This is a genomic window from Marinobacter sp. S6332 (assembly GCF_023016045.1).
GTDB lineage: Bacteria > Pseudomonadota > Gammaproteobacteria > Pseudomonadales > Oleiphilaceae > Marinobacter.
On record NZ_JALKAP010000003.1, the window covers coordinates 21,786 to 39,922 of the forward strand.

At 52.8% G+C, this 18,137-nt stretch carries 13 protein-coding genes; 2 read left to right on the top strand and 11 right to left on the bottom strand.

What is annotated here, in order from left to right:
* Positions 1–156: 156 nt before the first annotated feature.
* A complete protein-coding gene (locus tag MWU62_RS04825) occupies positions 157–798 on the top strand; it encodes a TetR/AcrR family transcriptional regulator (RefSeq protein ID WP_247113802.1) in 642 nt (213 codons plus the stop codon).
* Positions 799–813: 15 nt separating this feature from the next.
* Here MWU62_RS04825 and astB read toward each other — a convergent pair whose 3' ends face one another.
* The 10 genes from astB to aceE all read right to left on the bottom strand — a co-directional run bounded on the left by astB (position 814) and on the right by aceE (position 15,106).
* Positions 814–2,154 carry an N-succinylarginine dihydrolase gene (astB, locus tag MWU62_RS04830; protein ID WP_247113803.1) on the bottom strand — a complete coding sequence of 447 codons (1,341 nt, stop codon included), beginning with the start codon at positions 2,152–2,154 and terminating at the stop codon, positions 814–816.
* Between the two features lie 52 nt (positions 2,155–2,206).
* Positions 2,207–3,685: a succinylglutamate-semialdehyde dehydrogenase gene (gene astD / locus MWU62_RS04835; protein WP_247113804.1), complete on the bottom strand. Its 1,479-nt coding sequence runs from the start codon at positions 3,683–3,685 to the stop codon at positions 2,207–2,209.
* A 36-nt stretch (positions 3,686–3,721) separates the two neighbouring features.
* Complete coding sequence (gene astA / locus MWU62_RS04840; protein WP_247113805.1) at positions 3,722–4,786, bottom strand: arginine N-succinyltransferase; 1,065 nt, start codon at positions 4,784–4,786, stop codon at positions 3,722–3,724.
* Complete coding sequence (locus tag MWU62_RS04845; RefSeq protein WP_247113806.1) at positions 4,780–5,832, bottom strand: arginine N-succinyltransferase; 1,053 nt, start codon at positions 5,830–5,832, stop codon at positions 4,780–4,782. Before MWU62_RS04845 ends, astA begins: the two co-directional genes overlap by 7 nt.
* 8 nt (positions 5,833–5,840) lie before the next feature.
* The gene (locus MWU62_RS04850) at positions 5,841–7,055 is read right to left on the bottom strand and encodes an aspartate aminotransferase family protein (RefSeq protein WP_247113807.1); all 1,215 of its coding nucleotides are present in this window, start codon (positions 7,053–7,055) and stop codon (positions 5,841–5,843) included.
* A gap of 99 nt (positions 7,056–7,154) precedes the next feature.
* Positions 7,155–8,618, bottom strand: coding sequence for an exonuclease domain-containing protein (locus tag MWU62_RS04855; protein ID WP_247113808.1), 1,464 nt, complete (start codon positions 8,616–8,618; stop codon positions 7,155–7,157).
* A 61-nt stretch (positions 8,619–8,679) separates the two neighbouring features.
* The gene (locus MWU62_RS04860) at positions 8,680–9,198 is read right to left on the bottom strand and encodes a DUF2478 domain-containing protein (protein WP_247113809.1); all 519 of its coding nucleotides are present in this window, start codon (positions 9,196–9,198) and stop codon (positions 8,680–8,682) included.
* A gap of 33 nt (positions 9,199–9,231) precedes the next feature.
* On the bottom strand, positions 9,232–10,491 hold the full coding sequence (locus MWU62_RS04865; RefSeq protein WP_247113810.1) for an NADH:flavin oxidoreductase/NADH oxidase family protein: 1,260 nt from the start codon (positions 10,489–10,491) through the stop codon (positions 9,232–9,234).
* Between the two features lie 273 nt (positions 10,492–10,764).
* Complete coding sequence (gene aceF / locus MWU62_RS04870; protein ID WP_247113811.1) at positions 10,765–12,432, bottom strand: dihydrolipoyllysine-residue acetyltransferase; 1,668 nt, start codon at positions 12,430–12,432, stop codon at positions 10,765–10,767.
* Between the two features lie 10 nt (positions 12,433–12,442).
* On the bottom strand, positions 12,443–15,106 hold the full coding sequence (gene aceE / locus MWU62_RS04875) for a pyruvate dehydrogenase (acetyl-transferring), homodimeric type (protein WP_247113812.1): 2,664 nt from the start codon (positions 15,104–15,106) through the stop codon (positions 12,443–12,445).
* 680 nt (positions 15,107–15,786) lie between these two features.
* On the opposite strand from aceE, the gene MWU62_RS04880 reads away from it, so the two are divergent.
* On the top strand, positions 15,787–17,151 hold the full coding sequence (locus MWU62_RS04880; protein ID WP_247113813.1) for a lysine 2,3-aminomutase: 1,365 nt from the start codon (positions 15,787–15,789) through the stop codon (positions 17,149–17,151).
* 81 nt (positions 17,152–17,232) lie between these two features.
* Here the strand turns inward: MWU62_RS04880 and trxA are convergent, their stop codons facing one another.
* Positions 17,233–18,096 carry a thioredoxin gene (gene trxA, locus MWU62_RS04885; protein ID WP_247113814.1) on the bottom strand — a complete coding sequence of 288 codons (864 nt, stop codon included), beginning with the start codon at positions 18,094–18,096 and terminating at the stop codon, positions 17,233–17,235.
* Positions 18,097–18,137: the final 41 nt, after the last annotated feature.

An 18,137-nucleotide genomic window follows, 5' to 3' on the forward strand; every position in this document is an offset into this window, starting at 1 on the left:
GTTAGTGTCGATACCGCTTCCTGCGGAAATTCGGTTTGTGATTGCGACATAATGTCATTCTTTGACATTATGTCAATAATCAGCTTTCATTCATTAAATGTATTGCCATTTCGACTGGGCTAACTAGCCTGAAGAAGACCCCAATGAGAGAACCGAATGACTGAACAGCTTAAGACACGCCGGGAACGGGAGAAGCAGGCCCGTTATGACACTATTCTGGATGCCGCAGAGAGGGTCTTTTCGGAGAAGGGGTATGAGCGTACATCCATGGACGACATCGCACGCACAGCAAGCCTAAGCCGGGCACTGTTGTATGTGTACTTCAAGGACAAGGCCGCCATTCAGCGCGGGATTATGTTGCGGGCGGGGCACAGCCTGTCTGACCGTTTCCGAAATGCTAGGCAAACGGCTGATACGGGGCTGGAGCAGATACGAGCGATGGGAGAGTCTTATTACCGCTTCTATATGGAAGAGCCGGATTACTTCTCAGCGCTCACCAAAGCCTCAACCGCCATGGCGGAGGCCGACGAAGCTCAAGCAGAGGAAATGCTCTGTTCTAAATCTGAACTGATGGGCTTGATGACAGAGGCCATCGAGTTGGGCCTGAAAGACGGAACTATGAACCGCCAGCGCATTCATAGCCCCGAACAGACGGCTCTCTACCTAAGGGGCGCCTTGCATGGCACCATTTTGCTGTGCCAGTCGGAAGCCAGCGAGAGTAACGGCAACTTTCCTGCCGAGAGCCTTATCCGGCACACCATGGATATGCTGACCTCTTCAATAGCCGCTTCCTCGTGAGATCTTAAAGCGCGGCTACATCTGGAAGTCGTAGATAGACCCCAGCCCCAGAATTCCGGTTAGTTCATCCAGTGCTTTGCGCACTTCATCCAGCAACATAGGGTCGGCCAATTCATCATGCGTAAGCTCACTGCGGTAGTGGGCTTCGACCCAAGTAGTCAAGCGCTCGTACAAGGCATCGGTCAGAAGCACCCCACGATGCATCGCTTGAAGTTCGTCATCATTCAGAACCACACGCAAACGCAGGCAGGCGGGGCCGCCGCCATTACGCATGGACTGCTTCACATCAAACACTTCCACCGCCGTTATGGGTCCGCCAGCGGCCTGCAATTTATCCAAATACTTGCTCACCGATGCCACTTCCCTGCACTCGCCCGGCACAGCCAACAGCATGCCGTCTGGTGTATTCAGCAATTGACTGTTGAACAGGTATGAGGCCACCGCATCCTCAAGGGGTACATCTGCATTGCTAACACGAACAGCCTCAAGTTCAGCACCGGTAAGGCGGGCACGGATATCTGTCAGCACCTGCTCTTCATTAAGAAAAGCCATATCGTGATAAAACAGAGTATTGCCATTGCCCACCGCGATAACGTCGTTATGGAACACACCGGCATCTATGGCTGCCGGATTCTGCTGGGCAAATACCACACGGCTATCTTTCAACCCATGAAGCCGGGCAATGGCCTGTGATGCTTCAAGGGTTTGTCGAGCCGGATATTTTTTCGGCGCTGGCGCCTGCTCGTTAAAAGCCGCCTGACCATACACGAACAACTCGACTCCCGGCTCACCGTAGTGGCCACACAACCGAGTATGGTTGGCTGCGCCTTCATCGCCAAAATGGCTGACCGAAGGCAGTGCGGGGTGGTGGGCAAAATAGCCTTCATCTGCAAAGATAGATTTCAGAGTGCGCCCGGTCACGGTGTGTTCGATAGAGCGATGAAACTTAGCGCTCAGGTTCGCTGGCGTAAAATGCACCCGGTGATCGCTGGTATCGGCACTTGGCGACACAGTGGCGGCATTTGCCGTCCACATGGAAGAAGCCGACGACACCGCGGCCAGAATCGACGGACTAGTAGTTGCGACTTGCTCCAGAACCTGTGCATCAGTACCGCTAAACCCAAGCGATTTTAGGGACGAAATATGAGGCCGTTCATGGGGGGGAAGAATACCCTGAACATAACCACGATCCGCTAAACGCTTCATTTTGGCTAGCCCTTGGAGAGCAGCCTCACGGGGGTTAGACACCGCGTTCACATTAGACTTTGATGCCACATTACCCCAGGACAGGCCTGCGTAATTGTGGGTTGGGCCAACCAGACCATCAAAATTTGCTTCTACCGCATGCTTAACCATGGTTTATAGTTCCGTCCATCCGGATGCAGAAAATAGGGCTCAAAACTGATCTTTAGGAATCAAAATTAAGGCCGGGTGCCAGACTGTCTGGCATCTCGCTTTTGCCAGCCTCAAGAGAGGCCATAGGCGAAGCGCAGTAGTCCGCTGCGTAGTAGGCACTGGCGCGATGGTTTCCACTGGCTCCCACGCCACCAAACGGCGCAGCGCTGCTGGCGCCCGTTAAAGGTCGGTTCCAATTGACGATGCCTGCACGCGCCTCTTCCAGCAATCGCTCGTAGAGCTTTCTGTCATCAGAAAGCAGGCCTGCAGAAAGCCCGTAGCGGGTGTTGTTAGCCAACTCCAAAGCATCGTCAAAACTCTTGTAACGATAGACTGTCAACAGCGGCCCAAAGAACTCTTCATCTGGCAGCTCCAACCCCGTTACATCAACGATACCGGGGGAAAGAAGGCCTGTGTTTGGTTTGATCTGCTTCATTTCCAATAAAGACGTTGCGCCCTGCTCCAGCATGCTCGCCTGCGCAGCCAACAGCTTTTCTGCTGCTCGCGCAGAAATAACCGAGCCCATAAACGGCTGCGGCTTATCATCAAACTCTCCCACCTGAATACGCGCAGACACTGCAACTAAACGATCTAGAAACTCATCGCCCTTTTTGCCCTTGGGAACCAGTAATCTGCGGGCACATGTACAACGCTGGCCCGCCGACAAAAATGCAGACTGCAGCGCGTGGTGAACTGCGCCATCAATATCTGCAACATCCTGCACAATCAGCGGGTTGTTGCCGCCCATTTCCAAGGCAAGAATTTTGTCAGGCTGGCCGCCAAGCTGCTCATGCAACTTATGGCCTACAGTTGAACTGCCTGTGAAGAAAATGCCGTCAATCATCGGGTGGCCTGCAAGCGATTTTCCGGTGTCCGCTGCACCCTGAACCAGATTGATAACACCATCGGGCAAGCCCGCTTTTTCCCATAGCTTAACTGTGAGCTCTGCCACACCGGGAGTAAGCTCACTGGGCTTAAAAACAACTGTGTTGCCCGCAAGCAGCGCAGGCACAATATGACCATTCGGAAGATGGCCGGGGAAATTGTAGGGGCCAAACACGGCAACAACGCCGTGGGGCCGGTGACGAAGTACGGCATGACCACCCGCCACCTCGGATTCAGTATGGCCGGTACGCTCGTTATAGGCTTTCACCGAAATACCTATCTTACCGGCCATGGCTGCCACTTCCGTACGCGACTCCCAAAGGGGCTTACCGGTTTCCAAACCAATCTGGTGGGCAAGCTCTTCTTTGTTGGACTCCAACAACTCACCAAAAGCCTCAACAACCGCCAAACGCTCAGCGAAGCTCTTGCGGCGCCACTTTAGAAAAGCATCCCGAGCACTGCGCACGGCTGCATCCACATCTGCAAGGCTGGCGCCAGAACCTTCCCAAACATTCTCGCCGGTAACGGGCTGAATCGACTCAAACGCGGGTCCGTGGCCTTGAAGCCATAGCCCACCGATAAACAGCTCGCCTGTCATATTTGACATATCACTCATTCTCCCGTTACTGGATGTGTAGGGCATTCAGCCCAATGCGTGTACTGCTGCCTTCGGTCTTTCTTTTAGGGGTGCCAAACGCACCGGATCGCCCGACTCAATCTGCAACGCTTCCGCTACAGCAGGCGGTAAGCTGACGGTATCGGTACTGATGCAACTGGCCGGCACGGTGGTTACTCGGTAATTACGGAACGAACGATTGGAAACCATTACTCGCTCTGAGGCCGGAACATCAAGGTTGATGGTTTTTTTGGCGATCATGGCATGGCGATTGATACTGTCGCGCACCGTGCGAATGGTGTTAACAAAAGCCTCGACCACCGGCCCCCCGTCAAAAATATCCACCATGCCATTAAAGTTGAACCCCTCGGCCTGCAGCATCTTGAGTGCTGGGGCTGTGTTGCCGTGAACACGGCCAATTACTGCGCGCGCGGAATCCGGCAGCATGGGCAAGTAGATGGGATACTTAGGCATCAACTCTGCAATAAAGGATTTATTACCAAGGCCCGATAGCATATCCGCTTGGGTAAATTCCATATCAAAAAACTTGCTGCCGAGCGCATCCCATAGCGGGCTCAGGCCCTGCTCATCAGACACGCCGCGCATTTCTGCAAATACTTTTTCAGAGAAGTGTTTACGAAACTCGTCCAGATACATAAAGCGGCAGCGTGATAGCAATAGCCCGTTACCACCGCCATGGTAATCATCAGAGAGCAGCAGCGAGCATATCTCGCTGGTATCCGTCATATCGTTTGAGAGGTGGAGCGTTGGCGTGCGCACATGAACGCCCAGCTCTTTGGAGGCATTTACCGTAACGCTGAGCCTGTAGTTATAAAATACCTCATCCAAACCTACCCGCGCCTGAATGCCGCTAATGCCCACAGCTTTGCCAACTTCCGTGTCTTCCAGCGCAAACAAATATAAGCCCGCCTCTGGCGCACAACGTTGATTGAACGTTTGCTGAGCGTGAGCAATCTTGCGCTGCAATAGGTCCCGGTCGGCTGGTAATGTCGTCAATCCCTTACCGGCCTTTTGGGCCATAGCGTAGAGATCTTCAAGATCGGTTTCCTGTAGCGGACGGATGACTAGCATGGCGCTACCCTCACTTCGTCACCGGCTGTTTTTTCCAGCACTTCCCATACTTTCACGGGCACCTTGAGTGTTCCCTCAAGCGTGCCAGCCGCTTTGGCCAGAGTGCAACGGAATCCGGCGCCCTCTCCCGCAGCAATCAGGCATAAATCTCCGCCGTTTTCACCAGCACTCTCGACCTCACTCTCAATAGCTCCGTGAAGCGTTTTGGGCTGACTGATCACCAGCGTGTGTAGGGCATCAGTTCGCGCCTCAAGCACTGGCCCGCCATCAAAAATATCCAGATAGCAGCCTGCCTGAAAACCTTCGCGCTGAAGCAGTTCAAGGTTCGACACAGTCAGCTCATGAGGCTGCCCCAGGGCCGCCTGAGCCGATTCAGAGAGCAGGGTGACATACACAGGGTTGGGCGGCATTAACTCAGCAATAAAGGTTTTGCTAAGCAGACCGGAATGCTGATCAGCAGTATCAAAGTCCATATTAAAAAAATGGCGCCCCAAGCTGTCCCAGAAGGGTACTTTGCCGTCGGCTAGCTGAACGCCTTGAATCTCCACCGCAACCCTATGGGTAAACCAGTCTCGGTGACCCGCCATAAACAATATTCGCGCTCTGGATAAGAGCTCAAAGGCGTCTGTATTGCGTAACTCAGGCGTGATGGAAAACGAGCAAAGCAGAGTATGGTCGGTTAACCCGTGACTGGGGTATAGAACATCTACCCGGCTGGAGATGCCAAGTTCATGGGAGGCATGGATAAGCGCATCGCGGCGGTAATTGTAAAAAGGCTGGCCATTTCCCGCGCGCGCATCAATGCCCGCTGTACCATGGATCCGCCCCGTGGCTGTATCTTCCAGTACAAAAAGCATTCTTGGTGGCTGGCTGTCGCCAGAGGTCGTTCCGGCTAGAGACGCCTGTGAGTGCTGTATTTTTTCCGCAAGAGCTTCCCGCTGCCTTGGCAGCGTGGATGAAAGGCGGGCAGTCTCAGAATCGACCGTGCCCGCAATCTCAAGTATCTGGTTCACATCACTCGGCAAGGCCGGGCGTACCAGCCACATAACAGCTCCTAAGCAGTCAGTTTTTTAACAGCAGCTTCAAAGCGCTCCAGCGCCTCATCGATATCCGTATCCGGAATAATCAGCGAAGGTGCCAGTCGAATCACGTCGGCACCAGCAATCAACACCATCACACCTTCATCCAAGCCTGCGTTCAGGAAATCTTTCGCTTTGCCTTTCCATTTTTCGGTCAACACACAACCCAATAAAAGCCCTTCACCGCGAACTTCACTGAAAATCTCATAACGCTTACCAATATCCATCATGCCTTTGCGCAAGTGATCAGAACGAGCTTTCACACCTTTAAGAATTTCCGGTTGGCTTACGGTATCGATAACCTTCTGGGCAACAGCACAAGCCAGTGCGTTACCACCATAGGTGCTGCCGTGGGTACCAACGCCAAGACTCGCGGCAACCTTTGCCGTGGTCAACATGGCTGCTACCGGAAAGCCACCACCCAAACCTTTCGCACTGGTAAGAATGTCGGGCACGACTCCGTACATCTGGTAGGCATAAAGATGGCCTGTGCGGCCTACGCCCGATTGAACCTCATCAAAAATCAACAAAGCGTCGTTGTCATCACAGAGTTTACGCAGCCCTTCAATAAATTCCGGTGTCCCGGGAACAACGCCACTCTCACCCTGAATCGGCTCCACAACCACAGCACAGGTCTTGGCCTTGGATATCAATTTTTTAACCGATTCCAAGTCGTTGAAGTCTGCGTGGTGGATGCCACCCGGGGCTGGCTCAAAGCCTTCTAGGTATTTTGCCTGACCGCCAACGCTTACGGTGAATAGGGTGCGCCCGTGGAAGGCGTTTTTGAAAGAGATGATCTCATGCTTCTCTGGCCCTGTGTGCTCCCAACCATAACGACGCGCAAGCTTAAAAGCAGCTTCGTTAGCTTCACCTCCGGAGTTGGCAAAAAATACTCGTTCAGCAAAGGTGAGGTCGCAAAGGGTTTTGGCCAAGCGCAGAGCCGGCTCGTTGGTCATAACATTGGAAAGGTGCCAGATTTTCTCTGCTTGCTCTTGCAAGGCCCCAACCAAACCAGGGTGCGAATGCCCCAGACAATTCACCGCAATGCCACCCTGAAGATCTATAAACTCGCGGTCGTCTTGATCCCATATACGGGAACCCTCGCCTCGCACCGGAATAATGGCACCGGGAGAGTAGTTGGGCACCATGACTTCATCAAACAGTTCGCGACTCACAGGTTCTTTGTGCATAGATCTCTCTCAGGAAAGCAGTTAAGCCTATAAAAATAGTAGAGTTGCCGCCGCAGACAAGTACGTATGTGTGCGGACCAATAACTTATACTACGCCACTCAGGGCATAAGCACATCCGGCTCACCCACTGCGGGCAGTTCTAGCACGGAATGCTCCTGATGGCTCCCGCTCCGATGCGGTGCCATCAGTGCCTTTATCAACAGCTTGTAGGAGTCCAGATCGAAGGTGACAGACTGGCCACGCAGTGACAAATCCTGAAGCTCCTGCTCATCGTGCAAGGTGGCGACGTGCATCCAATTGTAGATCACCAGAATATCCGGCTGCACCCAGTCTGCGCGCCGCTCCACAATCGCAACGGGCCCCTTCCACGGCCAAGTTCGCAAGCGCAGTTCGTGGAACGCGATCTGCACTCGAAGATTGTAGCGGGCAACATCTTCAGAACCCTCACAAGCACCTTTGCATCGCCCCAGAGCCCGCTGAAAACAAGGGCCGCCGTGCGCTGGCTCAAGGCCTAGCAGCTGGTTGCAAAGCTCGTTTTTGGCCGCAATACCACTCAGCGCTCGCTCTGCATCACGCTTGCTACGAAACAACCCGTAATAGCTGGCAAGCCGATGCGGCTCAATCTCCCTCACGAGTCGTGCCTGCAAATAGCCAGACTCGTTTGGGGCAAGCTCGATACTCACTAAATTTTTGGCCGCTCGGGAACGGCGGTTAAAAAGAGGATTCAGAGTTTTGATCTGGCGAAGCTCCAACAGCAAAGCTCCGAGTTCACCAGCGGTTTCTGTGCACTCCACGCGGCGCAGGCTTTCAGAAATGCGCACTCCTTTGCTGGTGTTATGATCTCCCGAAAAATGCGACGCTACGCGCTGGGCAATATTGGTGCTTTTCCCCACATACAACAGCGCATCATTCTCGCCATAAAACCGGTACACTCCGGGCCCTCGCGGCAAATCCCTTAAGGTATCCAGTGGCAGGTGTGATGGAATACTCGGCCGTTGCAAAAGAGCGCCGACTGCTCCTTCTAACTCTTCATTACCCTTTTCTGCCAAAGCATGAGTAAAAAACTCAAGCATGGCGGATACATCCCCCATAGCCCGGTGACGCTGCACCTGCTTCAACCCATGGCGCTCAATCAATGCATCCATATTATGCCTGCGAAACTCCGGGTACAGCCGCCGAGAAAGCTTCACAGTGCACAATACCCGCGCAGAAAATAGCCGACCAAGCCTGCGGTATTCCGATTTGATAAAACCGTAATCAAAGCGCGCGTTATGGGCCACGAAGACCGTGTCTCGCAGCTGCTCTTCAAGTTCATCTGCTATGGCTTCAAACGTTGGCGCATCAGACACCATTTCATTCGAAATGCCCGTTAACTGCTCGATAAAAGGCGAGATGCGAGCATTCGGATTCAGAAGCGTTTGCCATTCACCAATCACCTCGCCCGAACGCCAGAAACGAATTCCGATTTCGGTAATGCGATCGTGCGATGAATTACCGCCCGTGGTCTCAATATCGAGAAACGCAAATGTAGTGTGTTTTAAGTAGGTGTGTTTGGCCGTCATGCTCTTGATTCTATCCAGCTACGCACTGCGGAGCATTTGTTCTAGGCGGCTCTAAGCAATTCTATACGCTCAAAAGCTCGTCGCACCACCGCAACACTTCGTCTTCTGAAAAGGGTAGATCTACTGCATCCTCACCGCCAAACTCGTGCCATTGCGCAAGGAACTTACGCTTCACCACCGTTAAAACCGGAATACCTGCATCCAGTATCTGAACAAACTCCGTGCGGAATCCTTTACCGTCGATTTCCTGCTGTCCAAAGCGGTTCACAACTGCCAGCTTAGGTGGCTGCTCGACCAAAGCGCGCAGCACGTTGGTGGCATCTGCCAGTCCGCGAGGATCGAGACAACAGGACTGCGACTCCTTCCCCAGATTCTGGGCTATGGAATACTCCTTGCCGGTTTCCAGATCTTGGAGCGCCATAGGCTCTCGCCGCAAGCCCCGCTCATTCAATGCCATCGTCAGCCCGGCAGTTCTGTCACCACGCTGATTCAGTGTTGCTGCCACCTTGTGTAGCAACTTATCCACGGGCTGCTCATCGTTGTCATAAATAATGGCTGCGAGATTCAGTTCTTTGCTCATGCGTTCAATACCTACAAACGTTAAATGGGGAACTCACTCACCTGCCCGCAACCGGGTTCTAACGCCTCGGGTGGTCATCACGCCAAGCACCTCTACCAAAGACAGCAAACCTCTATCATGCTGCCGGGGCGGTTTCCCATTACCCATACGCCCAAGTTGGCGGGCATACCAACTCACTTCCATCAGAGCCATATTGTCGATTGCCTTGATGCCGGTTTTTATCGGCTTTACAAGGCTTGTGAAGGCTTCCCCCGACATGATTCGGTTCGGTAAATCCGGCTCCACCGCCAATGGTCTAGCTAGCCCCACCAAATCCGTCGCTCCAGACGCAATAGCCTGAGCCATCCCTTCACTGGTACGAAATCCTCCGGTAACCATCAAAGGCACATCCGCACGTTTACGAACCTTCTCCGCAAATTCCAGAAAGTAAGCCTCGCGCGCCAAAGTACTCTGCTTCACGCCACCACTTCCTTTGCCGGTTCCCTTCGCCATGGCAGGGCTCTCGTAATTACCCCCCGAGATCTCAACCAGATCAATACCCTCACTCGCCAAAGCATCGATAACGGCCAAAGACTCATCTTCCGTGAAACCACCACGCTGGAAATCAGCCGAATTCAATTTAATGCCCACACAAAAATCGGGATTTGTAGACGCCCGAATAGCCCGGTAAACCTCAAGCACAAACTTCATCCGCTTCTCTGCCGACCCGCCCCACTCATCCGTACGCTGATTATGGTGTGGCGACAAAAACTGGCTAACCAGATACCCATGGGCCCCGTGAATCTGCACACCATCAAACCCTGCCTTCTCGGCAATGGCGGCACTGCGGGCAAACCGCTCAACAATATCCTCAACCTCCGGCCCGGTGAGCGCCCTAGGCGTACCGAACATGCTTTGCATCTCCTTACGGAACGGAATCGCGCTGGGCGACACCGGCTCCTTGTTGAGCATTTTCGGAATCTGTTTACCGGGGTGATTCAGCTGCATCCAAATCTGCTTACCACCAGCCTTACCCGCCTTTGCCCAAGCTTTCAAAAGCTCGATATCCTGTTCATCCTCCAGCACCACATTCTGTGGCTCACCAATGTGCCGCCGGTCGACCATCACATTCCCGGTAATCGACAGGCCAGTTCCACCTTCCGCCCATGTACGGTATAGCGTCACGAGTTCTTGCGTAACCCGGTTATCAATCGTACCCAGAGTTTCACTCATGGCGGACTTGGCGAAGCGGTTCGGAATAATCTTACCGTTCTTTAGGCTTAGCGGTTTGGACAATACTTCAGCGGCGTTCATGGCAGTGCTCTCTGATTATTTTGCATCACAGGATAGTGAACAGGTAAGACTCTATGGCCAATGGCCCGAGCGACGCAAAGCTAGAAACGCAGTAAAGCACAGCGAAAACGGAGGGGCCAGAACGCGAGAGGCGGGCAATACAATTCAGGACTGTAGAGGGCCAAGGATGGCCCGAAACAAGCCCCCATGGATGGGCTCGTAGCGTGTCCTGAATTGTATTGCCCGCCTCTCGCCGCCCCAAGCCTTAAAGGCTGGGGACGAATCTACCGGCTATCAAAGTAGCAGGGTACGAATATCCCCAAGCAGTTGACTAAGCAACGAGGTAAACCTCGCCGCATCAGCCCCGTTCACCGCCCGGTGATCGTAGGATAAAGACAAAGGCAGCATCAGCCTAGGCTGGAACTCACCCCCATCCCACACCGGCTTCATGGCCGCCCGGGAAACCCCAAGAATCGCCACCTCCGGTGTATTCACAATCGGCGTAAATGCCGTACCCCCAATACCACCAAGACTGGTAATCGTAAAACAGGCACCCTGCATGTCTGCCGGCTTCAACTCCCTGTCCCGAGCTTTCTGGGCGAGCTCGGCACTTTCTGCCGCCAAATCCCAAAGCCCCTTCTGATCCACATCGCGAATCACCGGAACCATCAGCCCATTCGGCGTATCCACAGCAATACCAATATGAATGTACTTCTTGCGAACCACCTCTTTGCGCTCCAGATCCAGAGACACATTGAACTGCGGCAGCTCAGCCAGCACAGTTGCACAAGCTTTCAGAATGAACGGCAAAGGCGTCATCTTCACACCTTTTTTCTCACCTGCCGTTTTCTGGGATTTGCGGAACGCCTCCATGTCAGTGATATCCGCATCTTCAAACTGAGTAACGTGAGGCACGTTCAGCCAACTGCGCTGCATATTGGTGGCCGTAACCGCCATCATCCGCGACATTGGCTCTTTTTCAATGTCCCCAAACTTGCTGAAGTCCGGTAGTTTCACCGCCGGTATTCCTGAGCCAGAGGTCGCCCCCACGCTCCCTTGCTGGGTCTGTTGCAGCTGATGTTTTACATAACTATTCACATCGTCTTTCAGAATCCGGCTTTTAGGGCCCGACCCCTTGATGCGAGTCATATCTGCACCCAGCTCACGGGCCAGCTTGCGCACGGCAGGGCCAGCGTGAACTTTGGCGCCCGGTGAAGGCGGCTCATAAGTCGAACTTTGAGACTGTGCTTCTGGCTCTTTCTGCGACTGTTTTTCCGCCTTAGGCTCCGGTTTTGAATCTTCGCCAGAGTCAGCAGCAGGCGCTTCACTCTCTGCCTCGCCCTCCTCGTTTTCCTCACTGCCATCGTCGGCAACGGTCAGTTCCAGAAGCTTGTCGCCCTCAGACAACTTGTCGCCCTCCGCCACCAGAATCTTGACCACCTTGCCAGCGTAGGGCGACGGAATTTCCATAGAGGCTTTATCGGATTCAACCGTCACCAGAGGCCCATCAACCTCAATGGTATCGCCCTCAGCCACATTGATCTCGATAACCGGCACGTCTTCCATTCCGTCCAGAGGCGGCACCAGAACAGTTTCCTTACGTGAGCCGCCGGATTTTTTCTTCGGTGCAGGTTTGCTCTCTTCAGGTTCAGGCTGTGCTTCAGAACTGGCCTCGCTCTCCGCTTTATCTTCCGGCTCATCGTCGGTGTCATCATCCGAGGCTCCGCCAGCGTCCATCATCGCCACCACATCACCTTCTTTAACTTTATCCCCCACCTTCACACTAAGTTTGGTGATTTTGCCAGCACCGGGGGAAGGCAAGTCTACGGAGGCTTTGTCGGTTTCAACCGTCAGGATCGAATCCTCCGCCTCAACCGAGTCGCCAACACTTACCAAAACATCAATTATCTCAACTTCATCTGCCCCGCCGAGATCGGGAACCTTGATTTCCTGTTCACTCATGACGGTCTCCTTAGCAGTGCGCCGGGTTCGTTTTATTGCGATCGATACCGTACTTGCGCATGGCTTCAAGAACCTGCTCTTCCTTGACTTCACCATCTTTGGCCAAGGCCGACAGGGCGGCTACCGTTACGTAATAGCGGTCTATCTCGAAGAAACTCCGTAGCTTCTCCCGGGTATCACTACGGCCAAAGCCATCGGTTCCCAGAGTCAGGAAGGTTTTCGGGATAAACGCCCGCAACTGCTCTGAGTGCAGTTTGATGTAATCTGTAGAAGAAACCACCGGCCCCGTTTGTTTTTCCAAGCACTGAGTGACGAAGGCTTTGCGGGGCTTGTCATCCGGGTGCAGCAGGTTCCAGCGCTCAACGTGCTGGCCATCGCGGGCAAGCTCGTTAAAGCTGGTTACACTCCACACATCCGAGGCAACGCCCCAGTCATCTTTCAGCATCTGGGCTGCGGCTCGCACTTCATTAAGAATTGCACCAGCGCCCAGCAACTGTACGCGCTGCTTTTTCTTGCCGCCTTTTACTTCTACAGACTCGAACTTGTACATCCCCTTGATAATGGAGTCTTCACTGTCCTTGGGCATGGCTGGCTGTTCATAGTTCTCGTTTTCCATGGTGATGTAGTAGAAAACGTTTTTGTTCTCTTCAAACATCTCCTTCATACCATGATGGATTATCACGGCCATCTCATAGCCGTAGGCCGGATCGTAAGCCTTGCAGTTGGGAATGGTATTCGCCAGTACATGGCTGTGCCCATCCTGATGCTGCAAACCTTCGCCATTCAACGTAGTACGCCCTGCTGTACCACCAATCAGGAAACCACGAGCTTGCATGTCGCCTGAAGCCCAGGCCAAGTCTCCCACTCGCTGGAAGCCGAACATGGAGTAGAAGGCATAGAAGGGAATCAGCGGGAAGTTGTTGTTGCTATAAGAGGTAGCCGCAGCCATCCACGCAGCCATAGCACCCCCTTCATTGATGCCTTCCTGCAGAATCTGGCCCTTTTTGTCCTCGCGATAATACATGATCTGCTCACGATCCTGAGGCACATATTTCTGGCCCTCAGAGGTATAGATACCCAACTGGCGGAACATGCCTTCCATACCGAATGTGCGAGCTTCGTCTGGCACTATGGGCACTATGCGCTTGCCAATACGCTTATCTTTGACGAGCGCACCCAACAGCCTCACAAAGGCCATGGTTGTGGAGATTTCCCGGCCATTTGAACCTTCTAGAACCTGCTTGAAAATATCCAGCTCGGGAATCTTAAGAGGCTGACAATCCTTTCGGCGCCGGGGGTAGAAGCCGCCAAGTTCCTGTCGGCGCTTGTTCATATACACCAACTCGGGGCTGTCTGGTGCCGGGCGATAATAGGGAACGTCTTCGAGCTCTTCGTCTTTCAATGGGATCGCGAAGCGGTCACGGAACGCCTTGAGGGTTTCAATATCCAGCTTCTTCAGTGAGTGGGCCGTGTTTTGGGACTCGCCCGCCGCACCAAAACCATAGCCTTTAATGGTGTGAGCAAGAATCACCGTTGGCTTGCCGTTCGACTCCGTCATCGCCTTCTTATAAGCGGCATACACTTTGTACGGGTCGTGACCACCACGGTTGAGCTTGTTGATATCCTCATCAGTCCAGTCTTCAACTAACTTGGCCAGCTGGGGATACTTCCCGAAAAAGTGCTTGCGGGTATACGCTGGGCCGTTGTGCGTAAAGTTTTGCAAATCACCATCACAGATCTCATCCATGGCGCGCTGCATAACCCCGTTTTCGTCCTGATCAAACAGAGTGTCCCATACGCGTCCCCATACTACCTTGATAACATTCCAGCCAGAGCCACGGAATGAGCCTTCCAATTCCTGAATAATCTTGCCATTACCTCGCACCGGTCCATCTAAGCGCTGCAGGTTACAGTTCACCACGAACACCAGGTTATCCAGATTTTCTCGGCCAGCCTTTGATATACAGCCGAGAGTTTCTGGCTCGTCTGTCTCGCCGTCACCGACAAAACACCAGACCTTGCGATCACCCATTTCAACGAGTTCGCGGCTGTCGAGGTACTTCATTACGTGAGCCTGATAAATGGCCTGAATCGGCCCAAGACCCATAGATACGGTAGGGAACTGCCAGTAGTCTGGCATCAACCAAGGGTGCGGGTAGGAGGAAAGGCCATCGCCATCCACTTCCTCACGGTATTTATCAAGCTGCTCTTCGGTAAACCGGCCTTCTAGAAAGGACCGGGCGTAATTACCCGGCGACGCATGGCCCTGAAAATAAACCAGATCTGATTCGCGCTTTTCGTCACCACCATGAAAAAAGTAGTTGAAGCCTACATCGTAGAGTGTGGCGGCAGACGAAAAGGTGGAAATGTGACCGCCCAAGTCGCCCGGGCGCTTGTTAGCGCGGACAACCATGGCCATGGCATTCCAACGAATCAACGAACGAATCCGGCGCTCCATAAAGAGGTCGCCCGGCATCCGGGCTTCCTGAGTGTCCGGAATGGTGTTTCTAAACGGTGTAGTTATGGAGTAAGGCAACTCGGTGCCATCCCGGCTAGCGCGCTCAGACAGGCGCTCCAGAATGTATTTAACCCGATCTATACCCTCGTGCTCCATGAGCGACTCAAGTGCATCAAGCCATTCGCTCGTTTCAATGGGATCATCATCCTGGTACATCAAACCTCCCCCTTCGCATCCAAAAATGCAGCAGGTACCGATCTTGGCATCTGCGCATGCGGTAAAAGTTAAGCTGCAACAACGACAGCTTTTTCAATGTGAGCAGCCTTCGCTAAAGTCGGCTAGCCAAAGGCACCTTCTATTGTTCACAACGCTGTATTAACCAAACCTAATTCACCAAGCATAGAACAGCTTTTGCACTTTTACTGCCTGCCACCATGGCGTGGTCAGCTTGCCGCATCTGCGCCATCAATTCTCTTATGCTCAGACCAAAAACTCGTAGGATTTTTACTACATGCTCACTAAGAAAACGCATCAGAATGTGAAGCAACCTAGTAAAACACGAAAATATTTACGATTAGTTACGTAATAGTGCCTTTTTTAAGAGCACCAAACAACTAGACTCCGACCAACGTCTTAGTCGCAAGAAAACTGCATTTTGTTACCGCGCTAAATGATCCAAACTTAATGCACCACTAGGCAGGCCAATATTTTCACTATAAATTTCAATATCTTAACTAGAGCACCAAAAACACACCTCGGTTTCTTTCGTACTTTTTTAATTAGACCTGAAACTAAACAATTATTTATGTATACTCGCCTGCCCATTTTTTGACCATCGGAGCGGCGTTAATAACACCCTCCTACCATTTCAGTCTTTCAACTACAGAGGGCGAACCATGAACTCTATCGTCACCTTTCCGAACCGAATTCCCACCACCGAATTCGAGGAACGACGCTTCAAGGTTTATACAGACCGCCAGCTAGACAAAATCGAAATCATTCAGAACCTCCCCGAAGAGACTCTGTTCGAAATGAAGGTAGTAGCCAGCGTGCTGCCCTTTCGAGTGAACGAGTATGTAATCAATGAACTGATCAACTGGGACAAAGTGCCCAACGACCCCATTTACCAGTTGGTTTTTCCACAAAAAGGTATGCTCAAGGACGAACACTTTGAGCGCATGGCCGAGATGCATCGAAACGGTGCCGAGAAAAAGGAGATTCAAGCCGTCGCCAAAGAGATCCGCGATGAACTGAACCCGCATCCGGCTGGCCAGATGGAAATGAACATGCCGGAACTGGAAGGCGAGGTGCTCGACGGCGTGCAGCACAAGTATCGCGAGACCGTGCTGTTCTTCCCGGCGCAGGGCCAGACCTGCCACTCTTATTGCACCTTCTGTTTCCGCTGGGCGCAGTTTGTTGGCGACAAAGACCTAAAAATGTCGAGCACCGAAGCAGATAAGCTACACGGCTACCTGCAGGAACACACCGAAGTAACCGACTTGCTGGTGACCGGTGGCGACCCCATGGTAATGAAAACCAAGAGTCTGGCTCAGTATCTTGAACCCTTATTGCAGCCAGAGTTCGACCATATTCAAACCATTCGCATCGGCACCAAGGCCCTCACCTTCTGGCCATACCGCTTTGTAACCGACAAAGATGCCGATGAACTGATTGACCTGTTCGCCAAGCTAGTGGATGCAGGCAAACATATTGCGATTATGGCCCACTATAACCACTGGCAAGAAATCACTACCGGTATTGCCGAAGAGGCCATACGCCGCATCCGGTCGACCGGCGCCGAAATCCGCGCACAAGGCCCATTGATCAAACACGTGAACGACGATGCAGATGCCTGGGCCAAGCTTTGGAAGAAGGAAGTTCAGCTCGGCATCATCCCCTACTACATGTTTGTAGAGCGGGACACCGGCGCCAAGAACTACTTCGAAGTGCCCTTGGCAGAAGCCTTTAACATTTACCGCGAGGCGATGAAAAAAGTCAGCGGTCTGGCCCGCACTGCCCGCGGCCCAAGCATGAGCGCCGGCCCCGGCAAGGTAGAAGTTCAAGGCATTACCGAAGTGAATGGCGAGAAGGTGTTTGTGCTGCGATTTTTGCAAGGCCGCAATCCAGACTGGGTACAACGCCCATTCTTCGCCAAATACAGCGAAACAGCCACTTGGCTGCATGAGCTAGAGCCCGCCTTCGGGGAGGAGAAATTCTTCTTTGAGGATGAGTTTGAACAAATGAAAAAGGGCAATGGCTGACGCCTAACTCTTTCACCACTAAAAAAGCCGGGGGTTGCCCGGCTTTTTTAGTGGTCCTTAAACAACCGTGTTCGCCCCCAATCAATGCATCAGCGTATAAAGCTTGCGCCGATAGGTACGCACATCCGGGTTGTTATTACCCAGCTTTTCAAACAACTCTACCAAAGTGGTTTTAGCCACTTCGTCTTTGTATTTGCTATCGACTTGCATAAGTCGAATCAGCAACTCCATCGCTTCCGCATTTTTTTCCTGCAAGACGTTATGAAGCGCTAATAAGTGCAAAGCATTAGGATCCTTCGGGTCCTGCTCCAGCGCCATTTCTAAGTCCTTCACCGGGGGAAGCTCTGCAGACTGTTTCAAGAACTTGATTCTGGCAGCCAGCTGTTTTGCTTGATGTTGCAATTTCTCCTCCGGCGGCAGGCTTTCGAGCACCTGCTCAGCGGTTTCGATATCGCCGTTTTCAGCTTTCAGCTGGGCAAGATCGATCAGCACTTTCAGGTTCTCAGGGTCTTTCTGGTTCATGTCCGAGAGAATTTCCAGCGCACCGTCGATATCACCCTCATCCCAAATGCGATGTGCTTTTTCGTAAGGGTCTTCCTCCGGTAGTTGCACATGCTTCTCCAATACCTTGCGGATTTCGCTCTCAGGCAAGGCGCCGTTAAAGCCATCTACCGCTTGGCCATCCTTCACCAAAATAACGGTCGGCAAGCTGCGAACGCCTAGACTGGAAGTCAGCTGCTCCTGCTCATCCGCATTGACCTTCGCAAGGCGGAACGCACCCTGGTATTCGTTCGCCAGTTTTTCCAGCAAGGGCATAAGCTGTTTGCAGGGCGCACACCATTCCGCCCACACATCGACAAGCACGGGCGCGGATGACGAGGCGTCCATCACCTCCTGCTGGAAGTTTTCCATGGTGGCTTCGAAAATATGGGGAGAGCTGCTCATGTTGGGCACCTGAAATGTTCGTAATTGGTTGAAGCGTAGAT